This is a genomic window from Streptomyces qaidamensis, from assembly GCF_001611795.1.
GTDB lineage: Bacteria > Actinomycetota > Actinomycetes > Streptomycetales > Streptomycetaceae > Streptomyces > Streptomyces qaidamensis.
This window is the reverse complement of sequence record NZ_CP015098.1, coordinates 4,935,585-4,955,828: the sequence shown is the minus strand read 5'-3', so window position 1 is coordinate 4,955,828 and position 20,244 is coordinate 4,935,585. Positions and strand designations below refer to the sequence as shown.

General features: G+C 72.1%; 18 protein-coding genes. 7 read left to right on the top strand and 11 right to left on the bottom strand.

Annotation, left to right across the window (positions count from 1 at the left end; genetic code table 11):
• Positions 1-14 precede the first annotated feature (14 nt).
• Positions 15-1,877 (top strand): AfsR/SARP family transcriptional regulator, encoded by a 1,863-nt coding sequence (locus tag A4E84_RS22030; RefSeq protein ID WP_062928243.1) that lies wholly within the window; start codon positions 15-17, stop codon positions 1,875-1,877.
• A 49-nt stretch (positions 1,878-1,926) separates the two neighbouring features.
• Positions 1,927-2,865, top strand: a complete 939-nt coding sequence (locus A4E84_RS22025) for a hydroxyacid dehydrogenase (protein ID WP_062928242.1) — start codon at positions 1,927-1,929, stop codon at positions 2,863-2,865.
• Between the two features lie 203 nt (positions 2,866-3,068).
• Here the strand turns inward: A4E84_RS22025 and A4E84_RS22020 are convergent, their stop codons facing one another.
• The 3 genes from A4E84_RS22020 to A4E84_RS22010 all read right to left on the bottom strand — a co-directional run bounded on the left by A4E84_RS22020 (position 3,069) and on the right by A4E84_RS22010 (position 5,309).
• On the bottom strand, positions 3,069-3,479 hold the full coding sequence (locus tag A4E84_RS22020) for a Pycsar system effector family protein (RefSeq protein ID WP_062928241.1): 411 nt from the start codon (positions 3,477-3,479) through the stop codon (positions 3,069-3,071).
• Between the two features lie 64 nt (positions 3,480-3,543).
• Positions 3,544-4,254, bottom strand: a complete 711-nt coding sequence (locus tag A4E84_RS22015; RefSeq protein WP_062928240.1) for a TIGR03943 family putative permease subunit — start codon at positions 4,252-4,254, stop codon at positions 3,544-3,546.
• Positions 4,251-5,309, bottom strand: a complete 1,059-nt coding sequence (locus tag A4E84_RS22010) for a permease (RefSeq protein WP_418082218.1) — start codon at positions 5,307-5,309, stop codon at positions 4,251-4,253. The genes A4E84_RS22015 and A4E84_RS22010 overlap by 4 nt, the downstream gene beginning before the upstream one ends.
• Positions 5,310-5,491: 182 nt before the next feature.
• Between A4E84_RS22010 and A4E84_RS22005 the strand changes: the two genes are divergently transcribed.
• Positions 5,492-7,387 carry an NAD-binding protein gene (locus A4E84_RS22005; protein WP_062928239.1) on the top strand — a complete coding sequence of 632 codons (1,896 nt, stop codon included), beginning with the start codon at positions 5,492-5,494 and terminating at the stop codon, positions 7,385-7,387.
• Between the two features lie 106 nt (positions 7,388-7,493).
• Here A4E84_RS22005 and A4E84_RS22000 read toward each other — a convergent pair whose 3' ends face one another.
• Entirely contained in the window at positions 7,494-9,362 is a 1,869-nt protein-coding gene (locus A4E84_RS22000; RefSeq protein ID WP_062928238.1) for a S9 family peptidase, read from the bottom strand.
• Between the two features lie 246 nt (positions 9,363-9,608).
• On the opposite strand from A4E84_RS22000, the gene A4E84_RS21995 reads away from it, so the two are divergent.
• Positions 9,609-10,403, top strand: a complete 795-nt coding sequence (locus tag A4E84_RS21995) for an SURF1 family protein (RefSeq protein ID WP_062928237.1) — start codon at positions 9,609-9,611, stop codon at positions 10,401-10,403.
• A 54-nt stretch (positions 10,404-10,457) separates the two neighbouring features.
• On the opposite strand, the gene A4E84_RS21990 is transcribed toward A4E84_RS21995, so the two are convergent.
• The 4 genes from A4E84_RS21990 to A4E84_RS21975 all read right to left on the bottom strand — a co-directional run bounded on the left by A4E84_RS21990 (position 10,458) and on the right by A4E84_RS21975 (position 15,079).
• Positions 10,458-11,498, bottom strand: a complete 1,041-nt coding sequence (locus tag A4E84_RS21990) for a hypothetical protein (RefSeq protein WP_062931549.1) — start codon at positions 11,496-11,498, stop codon at positions 10,458-10,460.
• Between the two features lie 128 nt (positions 11,499-11,626).
• Positions 11,627-12,202: a SigE family RNA polymerase sigma factor gene (locus A4E84_RS21985; protein WP_062931548.1), complete on the bottom strand. Its 576-nt coding sequence runs from the start codon at positions 12,200-12,202 to the stop codon at positions 11,627-11,629.
• A 517-nt stretch (positions 12,203-12,719) separates the two neighbouring features.
• A complete protein-coding gene (locus A4E84_RS21980) occupies positions 12,720-13,805 on the bottom strand; it encodes an aspartate-semialdehyde dehydrogenase (RefSeq protein ID WP_062928236.1) in 1,086 nt (361 codons plus the stop codon).
• Positions 13,805-15,079, bottom strand: a complete 1,275-nt coding sequence (locus tag A4E84_RS21975; RefSeq protein ID WP_062928235.1) for an aspartate kinase — start codon at positions 15,077-15,079, stop codon at positions 13,805-13,807. The genes A4E84_RS21980 and A4E84_RS21975 overlap by 1 nt, the downstream gene beginning before the upstream one ends.
• A 234-nt stretch (positions 15,080-15,313) precedes the next feature.
• On the opposite strand from A4E84_RS21975, the gene A4E84_RS21970 reads away from it, so the two are divergent.
• Positions 15,314-16,018 (top strand): response regulator transcription factor, encoded by a 705-nt coding sequence (locus tag A4E84_RS21970; RefSeq protein WP_062928234.1) that lies wholly within the window; start codon positions 15,314-15,316, stop codon positions 16,016-16,018.
• The gene (locus tag A4E84_RS21965; RefSeq protein WP_062928233.1) at positions 16,015-17,373 is read left to right on the top strand and encodes a HAMP domain-containing sensor histidine kinase; all 1,359 of its coding nucleotides are present in this window, start codon (positions 16,015-16,017) and stop codon (positions 17,371-17,373) included. The genes A4E84_RS21970 and A4E84_RS21965 overlap by 4 nt, the downstream gene beginning before the upstream one ends.
• Positions 17,374-17,379: 6 nt before the next feature.
• Here A4E84_RS21965 and A4E84_RS21960 read toward each other — a convergent pair whose 3' ends face one another.
• Complete coding sequence (locus A4E84_RS21960) at positions 17,380-17,901, bottom strand: SgcJ/EcaC family oxidoreductase (RefSeq protein ID WP_062928232.1); 522 nt, start codon at positions 17,899-17,901, stop codon at positions 17,380-17,382.
• A 171-nt stretch (positions 17,902-18,072) separates the two neighbouring features.
• Between A4E84_RS21960 and A4E84_RS21955 the strand changes: the two genes are divergently transcribed.
• Positions 18,073-18,909 carry a PhzF family phenazine biosynthesis protein gene (locus A4E84_RS21955; protein ID WP_062928231.1) on the top strand — a complete coding sequence of 279 codons (837 nt, stop codon included), beginning with the start codon at positions 18,073-18,075 and terminating at the stop codon, positions 18,907-18,909.
• A gap of 4 nt (positions 18,910-18,913) precedes the next feature.
• On the opposite strand, the gene A4E84_RS21950 is transcribed toward A4E84_RS21955, so the two are convergent.
• Together A4E84_RS21950 and recR are read right to left on the bottom strand one after the other, a co-directional pair.
• Positions 18,914-19,573, bottom strand: coding sequence for a DUF5063 domain-containing protein (locus A4E84_RS21950; protein WP_062928230.1), 660 nt, complete (start codon positions 19,571-19,573; stop codon positions 18,914-18,916).
• Positions 19,566-20,165: a recombination mediator RecR gene (gene recR, locus A4E84_RS21945; RefSeq protein WP_062928229.1), complete on the bottom strand. Its 600-nt coding sequence runs from the start codon at positions 20,163-20,165 to the stop codon at positions 19,566-19,568. Before recR ends, A4E84_RS21950 begins: the two co-directional genes overlap by 8 nt.
• Between the last annotated feature and the right edge of the window lie 79 nt (positions 20,166-20,244).

Sequence of the window (20,244 nt, the reverse complement as noted above, 5' to 3'; positions counted from 1 at the left end):
CGATGGAGAAGCCCATGCGAGTCAATCTTCTGGGCCCGTTCGAGGTCTACGCCGGGGACGCCTGCGCCAGCACCGCCCCGGCAGCGCAGAAGGTCCGCCAGATTCTCGCCCTGCTCGCACTCAACGCGAACCGGGTCGTGCGATCCGGGCAACTGGTCGAAGAACTGTGGGAAGACAACCCGCCCACCAGCGTCAGCACCGCACTGCAGACGTACATCTGCCAGATCCGCAAGAAGTTCGGGCTCGGCAGTCCACGCGGCGACGCTGCCCGCCGGCTCGGCGCGGGGCCGACGCTGAGCACGGTCGACGGTGGATACCAGCTGACGCTTCCCGACGACCGAGTGGACGCCTTCCGTTTCGAACCGCTCATCTCCCGGGCCCGCCAGGAGTTCCACGCGGGAGACTTCCTGCGCGCCCGGAACTCCGTTGTCACGGCGATGGCACTGTGGCGCGACTCCGCGCTCGTGGACGTGCGCAAGGGCTCCATCCTCGAGTCCGAAGCACTCCGGCTCAACGAGCTCCACAACAGCGCGCGTCACCTGCGGATCGACGCCGATCTGCACCTGGGCCGGCACCACGAGCTGCTGAGCGAGCTCACCTCGCTGGCCCGGCTGGAACCGACGAACGAAGGCGTCCAGCGGCATCTGATGCTGGCGCTGTACCGGACGGACCGCAGGGCCGACGCGCTGCGCGCATACCAACGCGCCCGGACGTCCATCGCCGACGAGCTCGGCCTCGATCCCTCACCCGAGCTCCAGGCCCTGCACACCGCGATACTCAACTCCGACGACTCCCTGCTGGGTGCGCCCGAACCCCTCAGGGCCGTGACGACCACGGCATCGCCGACCACCCGGGTGCCGCGCGACCTCCCCCCTGCCCGGGCCCGGCTCGCGGGCCGTCGAGGCCAGTTGGCGCGGGCGGTCGGTGCGCTCACGGCACCTGCGGCAGGGCGCGTCGTCGTGGTCAACGGCCCCCTCGCGTCCGGCAAGAGCGAGTTGTGCGTGCACGCCGCCCAGGAGGTGAGCGCGCACTACCCCGACGGCCAGCTGTTCGCCCGGCTCCTCGACGGCGACAACCGTCCCGTCGACCACGCGACGGTGCTCCGCTCCTTCCTCCGGGGGCTCGGCGCCCACGACGACCAGCTCAACCGCGACGTGACGGACCTGAGCCTGATGTTCCGCGCCTGGACCGCGGACCGACGTGTGCTCGTCGTGCTCGACGACGTGACCACCCCGGACGACCTGGCTCCGCTGCTTCCCTCCGGGAAGGGCTGCGGCACTCTGATCAGTGGTCGTCGGCGCCTGTTCGTCGCTTCCAGCACCGAGCAGGTCGAGCTGGACCGGCTGCCCCTCGACGACAGCCTGCAGGTGCTCGGCTCCGCCGTGGCGGACCACCGGATCACGATGGATCCGGAAGGGGTCCGGCAACTGGCCGAGCTCTGCCACGGTCTGCCCGGTGCGCTCCTGGCCGTCGCATCCAAGCTCCGGCTGCGGCCGCACTGGACGGCACGTCAGGCGGCGCACCGGATCGGCGAGTCGTCGGAGGCGGGCGAGGACCCGCTGGGCATCCGCTCCAGCCTCGAACGATCACTCACCGCACTGTCCGCCGACGCCCGGTTCGCCTTCGACACCCTGATGGCCGCACGAGGACTCCGGGGACTCGGCGTGCAGGCCGCCGCCTCACTCCTCGGCACCGGCGCGTACCGGACCGAGGAACTCCTGGAGGAACTCGTGGAGACGCACCTGCTGCGCGCGTCCCTGCCCTCCACGGGCGGCAGGTTCTCCTACACGTGGGAGCCGGCGCTGGCAGTGCTTCGCACCCGGCACACCACGCCTGGAGTGACGGCCCGTGTCTTCCCGCAGGCCATCCCGGCCTGACCGGCCGTCCGACATCTCAAGCCCCCTTCTCAGACCACCAAGGATCACTGTGAACAACAGGCCCGTCGTGCTCGTCGCCGATCCCCTCTCCCCCGTGGCCCTGGCCTTGCTCGGATCCGACGTCGACGTCCGGCACTGTGACGGCACGAACCGCCCGGCGCTGCTGGCCGCCGTCGAGAGTGCCGACGCGCTGCTCGTGCGCAGCGCGACCAGGGTCGATGCCGAGGTGCTCGACGCCGCTCCCCGCCTGAAGGTCATCGGACGCGCCGGGGTCGGCCTGGACAACGTCGACGTCCAGAACGCCGCCCTTCGCGGTATCGCGGTGGTCAACGCGCCCACCGCCAACGTGGTGTCCGCCGCGGAGATGACCTGTGCGCTGATCCTCGCGTCGGCGCGCCATCTCCTGCCCGCGGGAACCGCCCTGCGGCAGGGCAGGTGGGAGAGGTCCCGGTACACGGGCGTCGAACTGTCGGGGAAGACCCTCGGCGTGATCGGGTTCGGCCGTATCGGCACCCTGGTCGCGGAGCGCATGGCCGCCTTCGGCATGGACATCGTGGCCCATGACCCGCACCTCGGGGGCGTCTCCCCGGACGGCGTCGGACTCCTCCCTCTGGAGGAGCTGTTGCGCCGTGCGGACGTGATCACCATCCATCTGCCCAGGACCGCGGAGACCATCGGGCTCATCGGCCGGGCCGAACTCGCCGCGATGAAGCCCACGGCTCTCCTGGTCAACGTCGCCCGGGGCGGCATCGTCGACGAGCAGGCCCTCCACGACGCGCTGGTCTCCGGGCGGATCGCCGGCGCGGCCCTGGACGTCTACGGCCAGGAGCCGTGCACCGGGTCGCCGCTCTTCGAGCTGGACAACGTCACCCCGACACCGCACCTGGGCGCCAGTACGTCGGAAGCCCAGGACCGGGCCGGGGTGACCGTCGTGGAGGCCGCTCTCAAGGCCCTCTTCGAGCAGCCCGCCGGCAGCCTGGCGGCGTGACCGCCCGGTGCCGGTGCTCTCCGGACCACAGGACCGGCTGGGAGGGTGCTGAAGATCTTGGCCGGATCGGCGAGCGGTGCCTGGTGCGTGCGGCTGCACGGCGCCGGAGCGTCCTCGTAGCGGAGCCACCAGGGCGTTTCGGCGACGCGGCAGACGTGCGCACCAGGCGCCGGGAGCCCGGCCAGGATCTTCAGCACCCTCTCCTAGGAGAGCATTCCCGTCAGCGTCCCCGCCGACGTCAGCGTCAGGAAGACCGCCCCCCACCCCATCGCCTGCCGTATGCGGCGGCGCCTGATGCACGTCGTGCGGGCCAGGAGCTGTGGTGGGAGGTCGGCGGCCGGGGCCGGGTGGGGGCGGCTCGCCAGGCTCAGCAGGACCAGGGACGGGGCGCAGGCCGCGCAGCCGGTCCAGAGGAGGAGCTGGGGGATCGTGGCGTACTGGGTGGGGGTGATGACGCCGGCGGTGATCGCGGTCAGGAGGGCGGTGAGGACCGCGCCGAGGGTGGCCAGGGTCAGGCCGGCCCGGTGGTCGGCCCTGGCCAGTTCCGCGCGGACCGCCTCGGGCAGGAGCGGCGGGTCGAGTTCCGCCGTGTGCTCGCCGTGGAGTGTGGTCATGCGTACTCCTCGCTGATCAGCGGTTCTCCCCGGGTACCCCAAAGGGCGCGCGGCATACCGGAGTTCAGGTGTTCCACGTCTCGTCGTACGGGTCGTGCGGGGTGGGGACCGGTCTGGCGGTCGCCACCTTCAGGTACGGGATCGGGCCGCCGTTGACCGGGTCCTTCATACGGCGGGGAGTGTAGGTGCCCGTGATCTCCAGCCAGGTGTCCGGCCGCAGGACCGGGGGGATGGCGCCCGTCAGTGCGATCTTGACCGGCTGTGCGTCGGCCGCGCAGCAGTTGAGGCCCATGCGGACCAGGTAGGGGGTGCCCTTGCGGTCCAGGGTGACGAAGCCGGTGATCTTCAGCCGGCGGTCGCGGAGGGAGCGGCCGTCGTCGTAGACCGCGCGGCCCGCGTAGTCGGCCACGGCGAGGCGCAGGGGTGCGTCGCCGGAGGGGAGGGCCGGGAAGCCGAAGGGCTTCGTCAGGGCCGTGCCGGTGTGCGCGGCGCTGTAGGAGCCCAGGGCCGGCGGGGCGACCAGGATCAGGGCGAGGACCGGGAGCGTGAGGAGCCAGGAGACGCGGGGTTCGCGGTGGTGGTGGTCGTCGTCGGCGGGGGTGCGGCGGTCGTACCAGAGGGTGGCGGCCGCCGTGGCGATGAGGACCGCGCCCGCCAGCAGGACCAGGGGGCGCAGGCCCTCCTTGACGTAGCGCAGGTAGAGGTCGGTGGTGCCGGCGTGCAGGAGGGTCGCACCGAGCAGGAAGAGGAGGGCCGTCTGGGCCAGGCGGTTCACAGCAGGACCGTTCCGGTCAGGGCCGATACGACGACGGCCAGGGCGAAGGTCGCGGGGGCGAAGCGCAGGGCGAAGGCGCGGCCGAAGGTGCCCGCCTGCATCGCGAAGAGCTTCAGGTCGATCATCGGGCCGACGACCAGGAACGTCAGACGCGCCGTCAGGGAGAACTGGGTCAGGGACGCCGCCACGAACGCGTCCGCCTCCGAGCAGATGGAGAGCAGGACGGCGAGGGCCGCGAGGACCAGGACCGACAGCACGGGGTTTCCCGCCGCGAGGCTCAGCCACTGCGCCGGGACCACGGCCTTGAGGGTCGCCGCGGCCATCGCGCCGATCACCAGGAACCCGCCCGCGTGCGTCACGTCGTGACGGACCGAGCCCCAGAAGGCCGCTCCCCTGCCCCGGCCCTCGTACGACGCGCGGGCCGGGGGCCGGAGCCAGTCCGTGCGGCCGAGGCGGTGCCACAGCCAGCCCATCGAGCAGGCCACCAGCAGGCTCGCGACGAAACGGGCCAGGACCATCTCCGGGTTGCCGGGGAACGCCACGGCCGTCGCCGTCAGCACGATCGGGTTGATGGCCGGCGCCGACAGGAGGAAGGCCAGAGCCGCGGCGGGCGTGACCCCGCGGCGGACCAGGGCTCCGGCCACCGGCACGGACGCGCACTCGCAGCCCGGCAGTACGGCGCCCGCCGCGCCCGCGACCGGGACGGCGAGGGCCGGGCGCTTGGGCAGGGCCCGGGCGAAGAACGACGGCGGCACGAACACGGCGATCGCCGCCGACAGCAGCACCCCGAGCACCAGGAACGGCAGCGCCTGGACCATGACCGCGACGAACACCGTCATCCAGCTCTGCATCACCGGAGCGGCCAGGGCCCCGCGGATCGAGTCCTGGAACATCACCGCCATGAGGAGCAGAAGGGTCAGCAGGAGCGGGGAGTTGAGGTGCCGGCCCTCCTCTTGCTCGCCGCCGTCCGGCGCGGTGTCCCCAGGCCCGGCACCCCCGCTGTCGGCGTCCCCGCACTCGCCGCTGCCTCGCGGGACGGTCTTCGTGATGGCCACGGGCCCGGTACCTCCGGTGGTGCGCGCGGGCATTGCCCATTCCCTCCCCTTGCGTACGGACGGCGACGGCCGGGCGTTCACGCGACACCGTCCCCTTCTGGAACCGGTCGTCCCGGTGAGGCAGTCTTCTCCCCGTGGGGAGCGTTCCGAACCAAGGTCAGCCGAGTGATCCGGCCACGCACATGATCGTGTGCGGTGACGACGGGCTCGTGCACCGGCTGGCCGCCGAACTGCGCGGTGTCTACGCCGAGCAGGTCACGCTCGTCGTACCGCCCTCCGGCAGGCGGGTGCGCCGCCCGGTGGTCGGGCGGGCCCGTGCCGCGTCGGCGGCGCTGCTCGACCGGGTGGTGAGCGCGGCCGCCGGCCGGGCGGGGGCGGGCGGCGCCGAACCGGCCTCCAACGACCAGGTCGTCGAGGCCGCCGAGGTCACCGAGGCCGTGCTCACCGAGGTGGGCGCAGACCGGGCGGCGGCGCTGGCCCTCGTCTACGACGACGACGAGACCAACATCCGCGCCGCGCTCACCGCCCGCCGCTTCAACCCTCGCCTCCGCCTCGTCCTCCGGCTGTACAACAGGCGGTTGGGGCAGCACATCGAGGAACTGCTGGACCAGACAGCGGCCGTGGCCTCCGGGGACGGGCAGGGCGCGGGCCTCGACACGTCGACGACGGTGCTGTCCGACGCCGACACGGCCGCCCCCGCGCTGGCCGCCACCGCCCTCGTCGGCACCAGCAAGGTCGTCCAGACGGAAGGACTCGTGCTGCGTGCGGTGGAACGGCAGCCGCCGCGGCCGGGCGAGGTCGCCGACCCGGGGCTGTGCACCCTGGCGCTGCTGTCCGCGACGAGCAACGACCCGGCCGGCGCGGACGGTTCCGAGGGCAGTGGGGAGCACGGGCCGCAGTTGCTGCCGGACGAGGCGGCGGTGGCGGCGGCGACCGGGCGCGGGACCGTGGCCCTGGAGCAGGTGTCGTACTCCGGGCCGTCCCTGCCCGCCGGGCGGGGCGGTGTGCCGCCGTTCGCCTCGCTGTTCTCGCGGCGGCTGCGGTGGTCGCTGGCCGGGCTGGTGGGCTGTGTGCTGGCCCTCGCCGTCGCGTTGACGATCGTGACCGACGAGCATCCGCTGTACGCGACGTACGTCACGCTGCTCGATCTGTTCGGCATCAACGATCCCGCGTTCCACGAGTCGACCGGCGAACAGGTACTGCAACTGCTGTCCGGGCTGGTCGGGTTGCTGCTGCTGCCGGTACTGCTGGCCGCGGTGCTGGAGGCACTCGGCACCTTCCGCACCGCGTCCGCGCTGCGCAAGCCGCCGCGCGGGCTCGGCGGGCACGTGGTGCTGCTCGGGCTGGGCAAGATCGGGACGCGGGTGCTCACGCGGCTGCGGGAACTGAACACTCCCGTGGTCTGTGTGGAGGCCGATCCGGAGGCACGTGGGATCGCCACGGCACGACGGCTGCGGGTACCGGTGGTGATCGGGGACGTCACGCAGGAAGGCGTGCTGGAGGCGGCGAAGATCCACCGGGCGCACGCACTGCTGGCGCTGACCAGTGCGGACACGACGAACCTGGAGGCGTCGCTGTACGCCCGGTCCGTGCGGCCCGATCTGCGGGTCGTGCTGCGGCTGTACGACGACGACTTCGCGACGGCCGTGTACCGCACGCTGCGGGCCGCGCATCCGTTCGCCCTGACGCGGAGCCGCAGTGTGTCGCATCTGGCCGCGCCCGCGTTCGCCGGAGCGATGATGGGGCGGCAGATCCTGGGGGCGATCCCGGTGGAGCGGCGGGTGCTGCTGTTCGCGGAGCTGGAGGTGGGCGGGCATCCGCAGTTGGAGGGGCACACGGTCGGGGAGGCGTTCCGGGCGGGGGCCTGGCGGGTCCTGGCGCTCAACACGTCACCTCCCGGGGGGCGGCGGGGAGAACCCGAGCCCCCGGGTGAGGAGCGGGTACCGGCTTCGGGACTGGTGTGGGATCTGCCCCCGACGTATGTGCTGGGGCCCGGGGACCGGGTGGTGCTGGCGGCGACTCGACGGGGGCTCGCGGAGCTGCTGGGGCGGAGGCGGCGGGAGCGGTCGGGGGCGTGACGGGGCGCCCGAACACCCCAAGGGCGCGAAGCGCCCACAGGGGTGCGGGGAACGGCGCGATCAGCACCACCCACCCGCAGCCGCCGAACCACCCCCGCCTCCCGGGCTACTGGGCGTCCGCGACCCCCCTCAGGTGCCTCTCCGCGAACTCCAGCTCCAGCCGCACCTGCTTGATCCGCTCGTCCACCACCAGCGACCCGTGCCCGGCGTCGTAGCGGTACACCTCGTGCACCGCGCCTCGCGCCTCCAGGCGCTTGACGTAGTTCTCGATCTGACGGATCGGGCAACGGGGGTCGTTGACGCCGGCCGAGATGTAGACCGGGGCCTTGACCCGGTCGACGTAGGTGAGGGGGGACGAGGCCTCGAAGCGGTCGGGGACCTCCTCGGGCGTGCCGCCCAGGAGCGTGCGGTCCATCGCCTTCAGCGCTTCCATCTCGTCGTGGTACGCCGTGACGTAGTCGGCGACGGGCACCGCCGCGATGCCGAGGGTCCACGCGTCGGGCTGGACGCCGAGGCCGAGGAGCGTGAGGTAGCCGCCCCAGGAGCCGCCGGTGAGGATCAGGCGGTCGGGGTCGGCGAGGCCGGAACCGACGGCCCATGCACGGACCGCGGCGATGTCCTCCAGCTCGATGAGGCCGACACGGTGCTTCAGGGCGTCCGTCCAGGCACGGCCGTAGCCCGTGGAGCCGCGGTAGTTGACACGGATCACCGCGTAGCCGTGGTCGACCCAGGCCGCGGGGCCCGCCGCGAAGGAGTCGCTGTCGTGCCAGGTGGGCCCGCCGTGGATGTCGAAGACCGTGGGGAGCGGGCCGGTGGTGCCCTGCGGCTTCTGGACGAGGGCGTGGATGCGGCCGCCCGGCCCCTCCACCCACACGTCCTCCACCGGCACCGAGCCGGGCGACTTCATGCCGGGCGGGTCGAGCACGACACCGCCCTCCGTGGAGCGGACCGCGGACGGCTCGGCCGCCGAGGACCACAGGTACTCCACGCTGCCGTCGGGCCGGGCCGTCGCACCGGACACGGTGCCCGGCGGGGTCGGGATCTCCGTGAGGGCACGGCCGGCCAGGTCGTAGCGGAACAGCTCGCTGCGGGCCTCGAAGCTGTGCGCGATGAGCAGGCCGCTGCCGTCCGGGTACCACTCGGCGCTGACGTCGCCCGGCAGCTCCAGCGCCAGGTCCGCCTCCTCGCCGGTCGCCACGTCCCACACCAGCGGCTCCCAGCGGCCGCGGCGCTGGTGGCCGATGAGCAGACGCGTGTCACCGTCGACGGGGGCGAAGCCGAGGACCTCCAGGCCCAGCTCCCGGGTGCCGCCCTCGGTGTCGTCGAGGTCGGCGACCGCCGAGCCGTCGGGGCGCAGGACGCGCAGCGCGGAGTGCATGGCGTCGCCGTGCTCGGTGTGCTCGACGGCGATGAGCGAGCCGTCGTGGGAGAGGTCGCCGACACCGGCCGACTCGCGGTGGCGGTAGATCTCCACCGGTTCCTCGCCGGTGCGCACCAGGTGGATGGTCGTGCCGTCCTCGTCCGTGGAGCGGCCCACGACCGCCGTGCGCCCGTCACGGCCGAGGGCGAGGCCCGCCGGGTAGGAGGCCTCCAGGCCCTCGGCGGCCGGTTCGTCCGCGCCGCCCGCGAAGGGCTGGCGGCGCCAGACGCCGAACTCGTCGCCGTCCTTGTCGTCGAACCACCAGATCCACGCCCCGTCCGGGGACAGCACGCCGTCCGTCGTGCCGTTCGGCCGGTCCGTCACCTGGCGCTGCTCGCCCGTCGACCGGTCCCAGGCGTACAGCTCGTACGTACCGGTCGCATTGGAGACGAACAGGGAGCGGTCCGGTGCGTCCTCCGCCCAGTCGGGCAGGGAGACCCGGGGCGCCCGAAAGCGCTTCTCCCAGTCCGGCATCCGCTCCTGCTGTCCCGCCTGTACCGCTTGCTCGTGCTGGTCCCGCCGATCCCGCGCGTCGGACCCGTTGCTCTCAGTCATGGCCCCATACTGCCCGCCCGGGCCGACAATGCGCTGGCGAGGTCCCCAGCCTGTGGACAACCTCCACCACTCCCCCTTCCGGGCCGGTCGGAACCCCCTGCGGGACGTCGGGCCCGCCTCGGCCCCGAAGGCCGGCAACCGCTCTCCGCCGCCCCGCGGAGCCGCACCGGCCGGACCCCCGGCGAGCCCGCTTCCGTTGCCCACCCCGCGGGCAGGGCCTGCCCGACAGCCCCGTACCGTGGGGGTGTGTACCGGTTTCTGCTGACGCCCCGATGGTGGGGGATCAACGTCTTCGTGCTGCTGTCCATCCCCTTCTGCATCTTCATGGGGTCCTGGCAGCTGGGCCGGTTCGAGGACCGGGTGCAGGACCATCGCACGGCGACCGAGCAGGTCGCCGAGGCCCAGAGCGAGGCGCCCCGTCCCCTCAAGGACATGCTGCCGGTGACCAAGGCCACGTCCGGGAAGCTGGTCACCGCTAGCGGGCGGTACGGCAAGCAGCTCCTGGTGCCCGGGCGGGAGCTCGACGGCAGGCAGGGCTTCTACGTGCTGGCCCTGCTGCGGACCGGCTCGGGTGAGGCGCTGCCGGTGGTGCGGGGATGGCTGCCCGGGGCCGCGGGGACGGCACGGGTGCCCGCCCCGCCGGCCGGTGAGGTCACCGTCACCGGGGCACTGCAGGCGTCGGAGACACCGGGGGACAACGGGGTCAGTGCGCAGGGCGGGCTGCCGGCCGGGCAGACGGCGGCGATCAGTGCGGCGTCCCTGGTGAACCTGGTGCCGTACGACGTGTACGACGCGTGGGTCACACTGTCGAAGGGTGACTCGGGGATGAAGGCGGTGCCGGCCGCCGCGCCGCCGGACTCGGGGCTGGACCTGAAGGCCTTCCAGAACCTGGGCTACACCGCCGAGTGGTTCGCCTTCGTGGGGTTCGTGATCTTCATGTGGTTCCGGCTGCTGCGGCGTGAGGTGGAGTCCGTACGGGATGCGGAGCTGGGGCTGGTGACGGGTGAGGAGCCTGTCGCCGTGGACGCCGCCGTGAAGTGAGGGGCGTCCCCGCCGGGCAGGGCGGCCCGCGCCCCGGAGGAGCTGCGCCTCCTGCTACGCCCCCGCCAGGACGCCCGTCCAGTACACCGTGCCCGCGCACGCGTTGGGCACCGTCACCGAGGTGGCGCCCGAGCCCGTGCCCGGGGTGTACGTCACCGCCACGCTGCCGTCGACCGTGCCGTCCTCCGTGGCCAGCTGCGGGGCCGTGCCCGTGTCGCCGCCGGTGGAGGTGCCGGCGGTGGTCGCCGGGTCCTGCGACGGGGTCGGGTCGGGGCTGGGGTCGGGACCGCCGACGCTTCCGCCGGGGGTGGGGCAGGTCTCGGAGGGGACCCAGGCGAACTTGACGTCGTAGCCGATGCCCGGCTGGAGCACCAGCTGGGCGGCCTCCAGGGACGGGTCGGGCAGCAGACCGGCCGCCGCGTCGCCCGCGGTGTGGCGGGCCTGACCGACCTTGCTGATGTCGGCGGCGCCCTGTGGCAGCGCGCTCACCGAGCCCGGGCCGGTGACCGTGCAGGCCGCGCCGGAGACGTTGGTGACACGGAAGGAGCCGGAGACCGCGCCCGTGGAGTCGGGGGCGCCCGCGCTTCCGGAGGCGGGGCCGAGCTGGGCGGCGGTGCACGCCGGGATGCCGGCGGCGGCGGTGGAGGAAGGGTCGGTACCGCCCTGGGAGGCGCCGGTGGCGGCGCCGGTTCCCTTGTCCTCGTCCTTCTCCTTCTTGTCGCCCTTCTCCTTGCCCTCGGTCTTGCCGGAGGAGCCGCCCGCGGTGCTCTCGCCGCCGTCGGGGCCCTTCCCCTCGCCGGAGCCTCCTTGCGTCTCGGAGGCGTGGCCGATGGCGGACGGGTTGGCGTCGGAGCCGGTGGCGTTGGAGACGTGCACCAGGGCGGGGATGGCGGTGCCGATGAAGAGCGCGGCGGCGGCCATGCCGACGACGGCCTGCCGCTTGCGGGTCCGCCGCTGGGGCACCGCCTTGCGCAGGTACTCCAGGGTGCCGTCGCGCGGCTCCACCTCCTGCACCACCTGGTGCAGCATCGTGCGCAGGTCCAGCTCGTCCGAGTCGAGCCCGTCGGGGCTCTGGTCGTCGGGGCCGTGGTTCACAGTTCCGTTCCCAGCGTGCGATTGCTTCGGATCTTGCCCGTGCAGCCTTGTCGGCGTCTGCCACTCGTCGAGGCGCTCGGCGGGTTCGGGGCCCTCGCGCCCGTTGCCGCCCGTGCCGTTGCGGTCGCTCATGCCGGCGCCTCCATGGCCACCCGGAGCGCCGCGATGCCGCGCGAGCCGTACGCCTTGACCGAGCCCAGCGATATGCCGAGGGTCTCGGCGACCTGCGCCTCGGTCATGTCCGCGAAGTAGCGCAGCACCAGCACCTCGCGCTGGCGGCGCTGCAGCCCCTTCATCGCCTTGATGAGGGAGTCGCGCTCCAGCTGGTCGTAGGCACCTTCCTCGGCGCTGGCCATGTCGGGCATGGGCTTCGACAGCAGCTTCAGGCCGAGTATGCGGCGGCGCAGCGCGGAACGCGAGAGGTTGACGACGGTCTGGCGCAGGTACGCCAGCGTCTTCTCGGGGTCGCGGACCCGCTTGCGGGCGGAGTGGACCCGGATGAAGGCCTCCTGGACGACGTCCTCGCAGGAGGCGGTGTCGTCGAGGAGGAGGGCGGCGAGTCCCAGCAGCGAGCGGTAGTGCGCGCGGTAGGTCTCGGTGAGGTGGTCGACGGAGGTTCCGGCCGCTACGCCGTCCTCTGCGCCGTCACGCTGGTTGGGTATGCGGGCCGGCCGCGCTGCGGGCACGGGCGCGATCACCGGCATGCCACCGGGCGTACCGGCCATGCGGGGTCGTAGAGCCGCCGGACGGGGCGGTCGAAGGACCGTGCCGCGTGCCGCGCTGAAGTCGAGTACCTCTGCCACGCCTGTTGGACACGCTGACCCCTGTCAGGGTTGTACGTGCCGGGCATCACTTTCACGCCGACCGTCGCCGACGGTCTACCCGCGTCAGGCAGCACAACCGATAGTGCATCAAATGCCCTCATGCGTCCCGCTCTTCCCCTATGTCCATATGTAAACGGACGTCCCCACGCCCGGTTCCAGGCGTCCCCACGCCTGATGAAGCGCTCCCACGGCCGAAGGGCGACCGCAAAGACGCTCCCCGCCCTCCGCACGGTTGCGGAGGACGGGGAGGTAAATCCTCTGATGCCGAAGCGCCATGGACAAGTGGTCCGGACCATCGACCGGCTCACATGTCGTGCACAGATCCTACAAACCGCCTATGACATCGGCCGTGGTGTTCTGCCACGGCGAAACTTCACGAAAGCCGGTCGGTGACCCGTCAGCGCGGCTCGGCGGCGACCAGCTCGGCGATCTGCGCGGTGTTGAGCGCGGAACCCTTGCGGAGATTGTCCCCGCACACGAACAGTTCGAGCGCCGTGGGGTCGTCCAGCGCCCGCCGGACCCGCCCGACCCAGGTCGGGTCGGTGCCGACCACGTCGGCGGGGGTCGGAAACTCCCCCGCGGCCGGGTTGTCGAACAGCACGACACCGGGCGCCGTGGCGAGGATCTCGCGGGCCTTGTCGACGGTGACCTCACCCTCGAAACGGGCGTGCACGGTCAGGGAGTGCGTGGTGATCACCGGCACCCGGACACAGGTGACGGCCACGGGAAGGCCCGGCAGGCCGAGGATCTTGCGGGACTCGTCCCGTACCTTCAGCTCTTCCGAGGACCAGCCGTCCTCACGGGCCGTACCGGCCCACGGCACGACGTTCAGCGCGACCGGCTCCGGGAACGGTCCGGTGTGGTCCCCGACGGCCCGCCGCACGTCGCCGGGGTTGGTCCCCAGCTCCGTGCCGGCGACCAGGGACAGCTGCTGCCGCAGCGTCGCCACGCCCTCGCGCCCGGCGCCGCTGACGGCCTGGTACGAGGAGGCGACCAGCTCGCGCAGGCCGAACTCGGCGTGCAGCGCGCCCAGGGCCACGATCATGGAGAGCGTCGTGCAACTGGGGTTGGCGATGATCCCGCGCGGGCGCATCCGCACGGCGTGCGGGTTGACCTCGGGCACGACGAGCGGCACCTCCGGGTCCATCCGGAACACGCCGGAGTTGTCGACCACCACCGCGCCCTTGGCGGCGGCGACGGGCGCCCACCGCCCGGCGACCTCGTCGGGCACGTCGAACATGGCGACGTCGACCCCGTCGAAGGCCTCCTCGGTGAGCGCGAGGACCTCGGTCTCCTCGCCGCGCACGCTCAGCTTGCGGCCGGCCGAGCGCGGGGAGGCGATGAGCCGGATCTCGCCCCAGACGTCCGCCCGCTGGGACAGGATCCGGAGCATGACCGTGCCGACGGCTCCGGTCGCCCCCACCACGGCAAGCGTCGGACGCCCGGACCGTACGGTCCGGGCGTCCTGTCGGAGATCGGCCATCAGCGGCCGGTGCCCCCGTAGACGACGGCCTCGTCGCTGTCGGAGTCGAGCCCGAACGCGGAGTGCACGGCACGGACGGCCTCGGGCACGTCGTCGGCGCGCGTGACGACCGAGATGCGGATCTCGGAGGTCGAGATCAGCTCGATGTTCACGCCCGCGTCGGACAGGGCCGTGAAGAAGTCGGCCGTGACACCCGGGTTGGTCTTCATGCCGGCGCCGACGAGGGAGATCTTGCCGATCTGGTCGTCGTAGCGCAGCGATTCGAAGCCGATGCCGGCCTTGTTCTTCTCCAGCGCGTCGATGGCCTTGCGGCCCTCGGTCTTCGGCAGCGTGAAGGAGATGTCCGTCAGGCCCGTGGAGGCGGCGGACACGTTCTGCACGACCATGTCGATGTTGATCTCGGCGTCGGCGATCGTGCGGAAGATCGAGGCCGCCTCGCCCGGCTTGTCCGGCACGCCGACGACCGTGACCTTGGCCTCGGAGGTGTCGTGCGCGACACCGGAGATGAGAGCCTGCTCCACCTGCTTTGCTCCTTGCTTCGGCTCGCTGCTGACCCATGTGCCCTGAAGTCCGCTGAAGCTGGACCGGACGTGGATCGGGATGTTGTACCGGCGGGCGTACTCCACACAGCGGTGGAGCAGCACCTTCGACCCGGACGCCGCCAGTTCGAGCATGTCCTCGAAGGAGATCCAGTCGATCTTCCGGGCCTTCTTCACCACACGCGGGTCGGCGGTGAACACGCCGTCGACGTCGGTGTAGATCTCGCAGACGTCGGCGTCGAGGGCGGCCGCGAGAGCCACCGCCGTGGTGTCGGAGCCGCCGCGGCCGAGCGTGGTGATGTCCTTGGTGTCCTGGGAGACGCCCTGGAAACCGGCGACGATCGCGATGTTGCCCTCGTCCACCGAGGTCTTGATCCGGCCCGGCGTGACGTCGATGATCCGGGCCTTGTTGTGGACCGAGTCGGTGATGACACCCGCCTGGCTGCCGGTGAACGACTGGGCCTCGTGGCCCAGCTTTTTGATCGCCATCGCCAGCAGGGCCATGGAGATCCGCTCTCCGGCGGTCAGCAGCATGTCGAGCTCGCGCCCGGCAGGCATCGGGGAAACCTGCTCGGCGAGATCGATCAGCTCGTCCGTCGTGTCGCCCATCGCGGAAACCACGGCAACCACCTGGTTGCCGTTCTGCTTCGCTTCCACGATCCGCTTGGCGACGCGCTTGATGCCCTCGGCATCGGCTACGGAGGAGCCTCCGTACTTCTGCACGACAAGGCCCACGTGCGCTCCTCGCTCAATCCGTCTCTATCCGCTCATACGCATTCGTACCGCGGTCGGCTCAGTCTAACGAGCGTCCGAAAATCCCTTCCGCGATATCGCATGGTGAGATCTCGGCCCGCCCGTCCAGAGTCGCTCATGCCCATCTGGGCACACGCCACGCGGGAAAGTGCCCGGCGTCACAATCGCACCCGGTGCGGCAGGGGTCAGACAACTTTCAAGCACTAGGGTTCGGCTGTGCGCGTACTCCTGGTGGAAGACGATGAACCGGTCGCCGAGTCCCTGCGCCGCGGCCTGAGGCGCTACGGCTTCGAGGTCGAGTGGGTCACCACGGGCGGGGCGGCCCTGCGGCACGAGGGCCCCTACGACGTCGTCCTGCTCGATCTCGGCCTGCCCGACACCGACGGCCTCGACGTCTGCAAGGCGCTGCGCGAGCGCGGTGACGTCCCGATCATCGTGATCAGCGCCCGCAGCGACGAGACGGACCGGGTGGTCGGCCTGGAGCTCGGCGCGGACGACTACGTCTCCAAGCCGTTCGGTGTCCGGGAGGTCATCGCCCGGATAAGGGCCGTCATGCGCCGCACGCGGCCCCAGACCCCCGCTGGCACGCCCGACGCGGGCCCCGACCGCTACGGCACCCGCCTGACGATCGACCGCAAGGCGGCCCGCGTGCGCCTGGACGGCGAGGAGGTCGCCCTCGCCCCCAAGGAGTACGACCTGCTGGCCTTCCTCACCGAGGAGCCCGGGGCGCTGATGTCGCGCGAACAGATCATGGAAGCCGTCTGGGACGCGAACTGGTTCGGGCCGACGAAGACGCTGGACGTGCACGTGGCGGCGCTGCGGCGCAAGCTCGCGGGGGCGATCACCATCGAGGCGGTGCGCGGGGTCGGCTTCCGGCTGGAGATCGCGCAGGACACCGGCGGGGACGGCACCGCCTCATGATCCGCCAGCTCGTCCGCAGCTACGTCCTGCTCGTCGCGGTCGCCATCGCGCTGTTCACCGTGCCGGTGGCGTTCACGCTCACGAACCAGCTGCGGGGCGACACCAGGTCGGCCGTCCTGCGCGAGGCCGACGCCATGGCCCTGCTGCTGGGCGACGGCCGGGCCGCCTCCTGCCGGGCGCTGGAGGAGATGGCCAAGGCCTACGACGACGAGATCCAGGTGACCGCCACCGCGAGCTGCCCGGCGGACCTGCCGCGGCCGACGGCGGACGCGGCCCTGACCAGGGCCCTGAAGGAGGGCGGGTCCACCACCGACTGGGGCTCCTCCTTCATCTGGGGCCCCGAACTGGAGATCACGGTGCCCGCCCGCGCGGCCGGCACGGACCGGGTCGTCGGCGCCGTGCGCATCCTGTACTCGACCGACGAGATGACCAGCCGCCTGTGGCAGATCTGGGGCTTCCGGGCGGTCCTCGCCGTGCTCGTCCTCGGGGTGGCCGCCCTGCTCGGCGCCGCGGTGGCCCGGCGCCTCACCCGGCCGCTGCGCCAGCTCAACGACATGGCCAGCAAGTTCAGCGACGGCGATCTGACGGCCCGCTCCCCCGTGACGGGCCCGCCCGAGACCCAGACCCTGGCGCGCACCCTGAACCAGGGCGCCGAACGCCTGGACACCCTGATCGCGGCCCAGCGCATCTTCGTCGCGGACGCCTCCCACCAACTGCGCACCCCGCTCACGGCGTTGCGGCTGTCCCTGGACAACATCGCGGACGGCGTCGACGACGAGTTCGTCCGGGAGGACGTGGAGCAGGCCACGGCGGAGGTCGTGCGGATGAGCCGGCTGGTCAGCGGGCTGCTGGTGCTGGCCCGGGCCGAGGCGAAGGTGACGGCGGCCGAGCCGCTCCCGCTGATGGACATCGTGCGGGAGCGGCTCGCCGTGTGGAGGCCGGCCGCCGACGAGCGCGGAGTCACCATCGCGCTCAGGGGGAGTACCGACGGCCGGCCGTCTGTGCTGGCCAGCTCCGGTCATCTGGACCAGATGCTGGACAACGTGCTCTCGAACGCCCTGGAGGTCTCGCCCGACGGCGGGACGATCACCGTGCGGGTGGAGCACCGGGGCGATGTGGTGGAGGTGTCGGTCCTGGACGAGGGGCCCGGCATGTCGGATGCCGAGAAGTCCCGTGCCTTCGACCGTTTCTGGCGAGGCCAGGGCCTGACCGGGAAGTCCGGCTCCGGCCTCGGTCTCGCCGTCGTCAGGCAACTGGCGACGGACGACGGCGGGACCGTGGCGCTGACGGACGCTCCGGGTGGCGGCCTGTGCGTGACGATCACGCTACGGGCGTCCCACCGGGGCGGCGGCTGACCCCGCTCAGCCCTGCGGCATCTTCGAGGAGTGGTGGTTCACGATCAGCCACTTCCCGTTCGGCTGCTTCTCGTAGGCGTAGGTGTAGCGGGCCTTGACGGTGCTCTTCGCGCCCGTGTCGTGGTCGGTGAGCTCGAACTCGTACACACCGGTGTCGACGACGGTGTCGCGGTCGAGGACGTTGACGACGGACTCGGTCTTCGTGCCCTTCGGCTTGTTCTGCAGGAAGTGCTCGAAGTAGTCGACGATCCCGGCTCTGTCCGTGCGGACCTGGTTGGAGACCGTCGGCAGCAGGACCGCGTCCTTGGCGTACAGGTCGGCGACCTTGTTCGGGTCACCGGTGCGCAGCGCGGCGTTCCACTGGTCGAACAGCCCGAGCACCTGCGTCCTGGTCACCGGCTTGGCGTGCTTGCCGCCCTTGCTCCCGGCGTCGGCTCCGGCGACTCCGGCCCCGAGGGCGAAGGTGCCGGCGGCCAGGACTGCGGTGGCGGCTACGGCTGTGCGCCGGCGGGCGGGGCGACGGTTCATGACAGCTCCGTGGGATCGAGGGGAGTCGGCTTGCCTCCGCGTTCTCTGCGGTGGAAGTGACTCCAGCCTCGCGTTTCACCGGTTAGCGGCCGTACAGCGCGCGTCCAGGGCCCGTACAAGGAGCCGCCAAATCACGCTGCACCACCGGGGGCCGGGCGCTACCGTCTGGGCATGGAGATATTGCGCTACGTGGCGTTCAGCACCGATCCCCAGGGCGGCAACCCCGCCGGGGTGGTACTCGACGCGAGCGGTGCCGACGACGCGGCGATGCTGGCGACGGCGGCCGAAGTGGGCTATTCCGAGACCGCGTTCGTACGGGACGCGTGCGACGGCTCCCTGAACGTCCGGTACTTCAGCCCGCTCGCCGAGGTGCCGTTCTGCGGCCACGCCACGATCGCCACCGCCGTCGCCCACGCGGAGCGCCACGGCACCGGGCGACTGCTGCTGCGCACCGCGGCGGGCCTGGTCACCGTCGCCACGGACCGGGCGGCGGACGGCACCGTCGTGGCCACCCTGGTGAGCGTCGCCCCGCGCACGGTCCCCCTCGACGAGGCCGACTTCGCCGAACTGCTGGCGATCCTCGGCTGGTCGGCCGGGGATCTGGACCCGGCCCTGCCGCCCCGGGTGGCCTTCGCCGGCGCCTGGCACCCGGTGATCGCCGCCGCGACCCGGGACCGGCTGGCGGACCTGGACTACGACATGCCCGCGCTCACCGCCCTCATGGCCCGCAGGGACTGGACCACGATCGACCTCGTCTGGCGCGAGTCCCCCACCGTCTTCCACGCCCGCAACCCGTTCCCGCCCGGCGGCGTGACCGAGGACCCGGCGACCGGAGCGGCTGCGGCCGCGTTCGGCGGCTACCTCAGGGAACTCGGACTCGCCCCGGTACCGGCCACCCTGACGATCCACCAGGGGACGGACATGGGCCGCCCGAGCACGATCACGGTGACGGTACCGGAGGACCCGGACAGCGGAATCGGCGTCACCGGCACGGCCGTTCGGCTCTGACCGGCTACTTCGCCGGACGCAGCCCCAGGGGCTCCGCGATCTCCTCGGTCATCACGCGGCCCGCCTCGATCTCCAGCGTGTCGTCGCCCATGCCCTGGTCCGTGTCCAGGCCGTCGAGTTCGGCGAGGGGCTGGTTGAGGCGGACGTGGGCGAGGACCGACTGGAGGGCCCGCAGGCTCGCCGAGGCGGTGGAGCCCCAGTTGGAGAAGTAGGAGAACTGCCACCACCACAGGGCCTCCGAGGTGCGGCCGGCCCGGTAGTGGGCCATGCCGTGGCGCAGGTCCGTGATGACGTCCGTGAGGTCGTCGGAGATGCGGGCCGGGACCGGCGCCTTGCGGGGCTCGTAGGGGTCGAAGACCTCGGAGTAGACGTCGATCGGGTCCAGCAGGCGGGCCAGGTTCTCGCGGAGCTCGTCGACGTCCGGCTCGGGGCCCGAGTCGGGTTCGTAGCGCTCGTCGGGCACGATGTCCTCGTGCGCGCCGAGCCGGCCGCCGGCCAGGAGGAGTTGGGAGACCTCCAGGAGGAGGAAGGGCACGGCCGATTCCGGCTCGTCGCCCTTCGCGACCTCCGTGACGGCGACCAGGAAGCTCTCGATCTGGTCCGCGATCTGGACCGCGAAGTCGTCCGGGTTCTGGTCGGTCGCGTGCAGCGTGGCGTCAGACATCTAGGAGTCGTCTCCCCTCGAAGGCGCGTCCGAGGGTGACCTCGTCCGCGTATTCCAGGTCCCCACCCACCGGGAGGCCGCTGGCCAGGCGGGTGACCTTCAGGCCCATGGGCTTGATCATGCGGGCGAGGTACGTCGCTGTCGCCTCGCCCTCCAGGTTCGGGTCCGTGGCCAGGATCAGCTCGGTGACCGTCCCGTCCGCCAGGCGGGCCAGGAGCTCCCTGATGCGCAGGTCGTCGGGGCCCACTCCGTCGATCGGGCTGATCGCGCCGCCCAGGACGTGGTAGCGGCCCCGGAACTCACGCGTGCGCTCGATCGCCACGACGTCCTTCGGCTCCTCGACCACGCAGATGACGGCCGGGTCGCGGCGGGTGTCGCGGCAGATGTTGCACAGTTCCTCCTGCGCGACGTTGCCGCAGGTCGCGCAGAAGCGGACCTTCGCCTTGACCTCCATCAGGGCGTGCGCGAGGCGCCGTACGTCCGTCGGCTCCGCCTGGAGGATGTGGAAGGCGATCCGCTGGGCGCTCTTCGGACCGACGCCGGGCAGCCGCCCCAGCTCGTCGATCAGGTCCTGGACCACGCCTTCGTACAACGGACTGCCCTTCCTGGGTCTTCGGGGTCGGTACGCACCGTCCCGTACGTACCGTAGTTGTCTGCCGCCTGTCCGAGGA

What these genes read in the sequence shown, in the direction of transcription:
- A4E84_RS22030 (WP_062928243.1), top strand. Translation starts at nt 15, where the DNA reads ATGCGAGTCAATCTTCTGGGCCCGTTCGAGGTCTACGCCGGGGACGCC.
- A4E84_RS22020 (WP_062928241.1), bottom strand. Translation starts at nt 3,479, where the DNA reads ATGACCACACTCCACGGCGAGCACACGGCGGAACTCGACCCGCCGCTC.
- A4E84_RS22005 (WP_062928239.1), top strand. Translation starts at nt 5,492, where the DNA reads ATGATCGTGTGCGGTGACGACGGGCTCGTGCACCGGCTGGCCGCCGAA.
- A4E84_RS22000 (WP_062928238.1), bottom strand. Translation starts at nt 9,362, where the DNA reads ATGACTGAGAGCAACGGGTCCGACGCGCGGGATCGGCGGGACCAGCAC.
- A4E84_RS21985 (WP_062931548.1), bottom strand. Translation starts at nt 12,202, where the DNA reads ATGCCGGTGATCGCGCCCGTGCCCGCAGCGCGGCCGGCCCGCATACCC.
- A4E84_RS21980 (WP_062928236.1), bottom strand. Translation starts at nt 13,805, where the DNA reads ATGGCCGATCTCCGACAGGACGCCCGGACCGTACGGTCCGGGCGTCCG.
- A4E84_RS21965 (WP_062928233.1), top strand. Translation starts at nt 16,015, where the DNA reads ATGATCCGCCAGCTCGTCCGCAGCTACGTCCTGCTCGTCGCGGTCGCC.
- A4E84_RS21960 (WP_062928232.1), bottom strand. Translation starts at nt 17,901, where the DNA reads ATGAACCGTCGCCCCGCCCGCCGGCGCACAGCCGTAGCCGCCACCGCA.
- A4E84_RS21955 (WP_062928231.1), top strand. Translation starts at nt 18,073, where the DNA reads ATGGAGATATTGCGCTACGTGGCGTTCAGCACCGATCCCCAGGGCGGC.
- A4E84_RS21950 (WP_062928230.1), bottom strand. Translation starts at nt 19,573, where the DNA reads ATGTCTGACGCCACGCTGCACGCGACCGACCAGAACCCGGACGACTTC.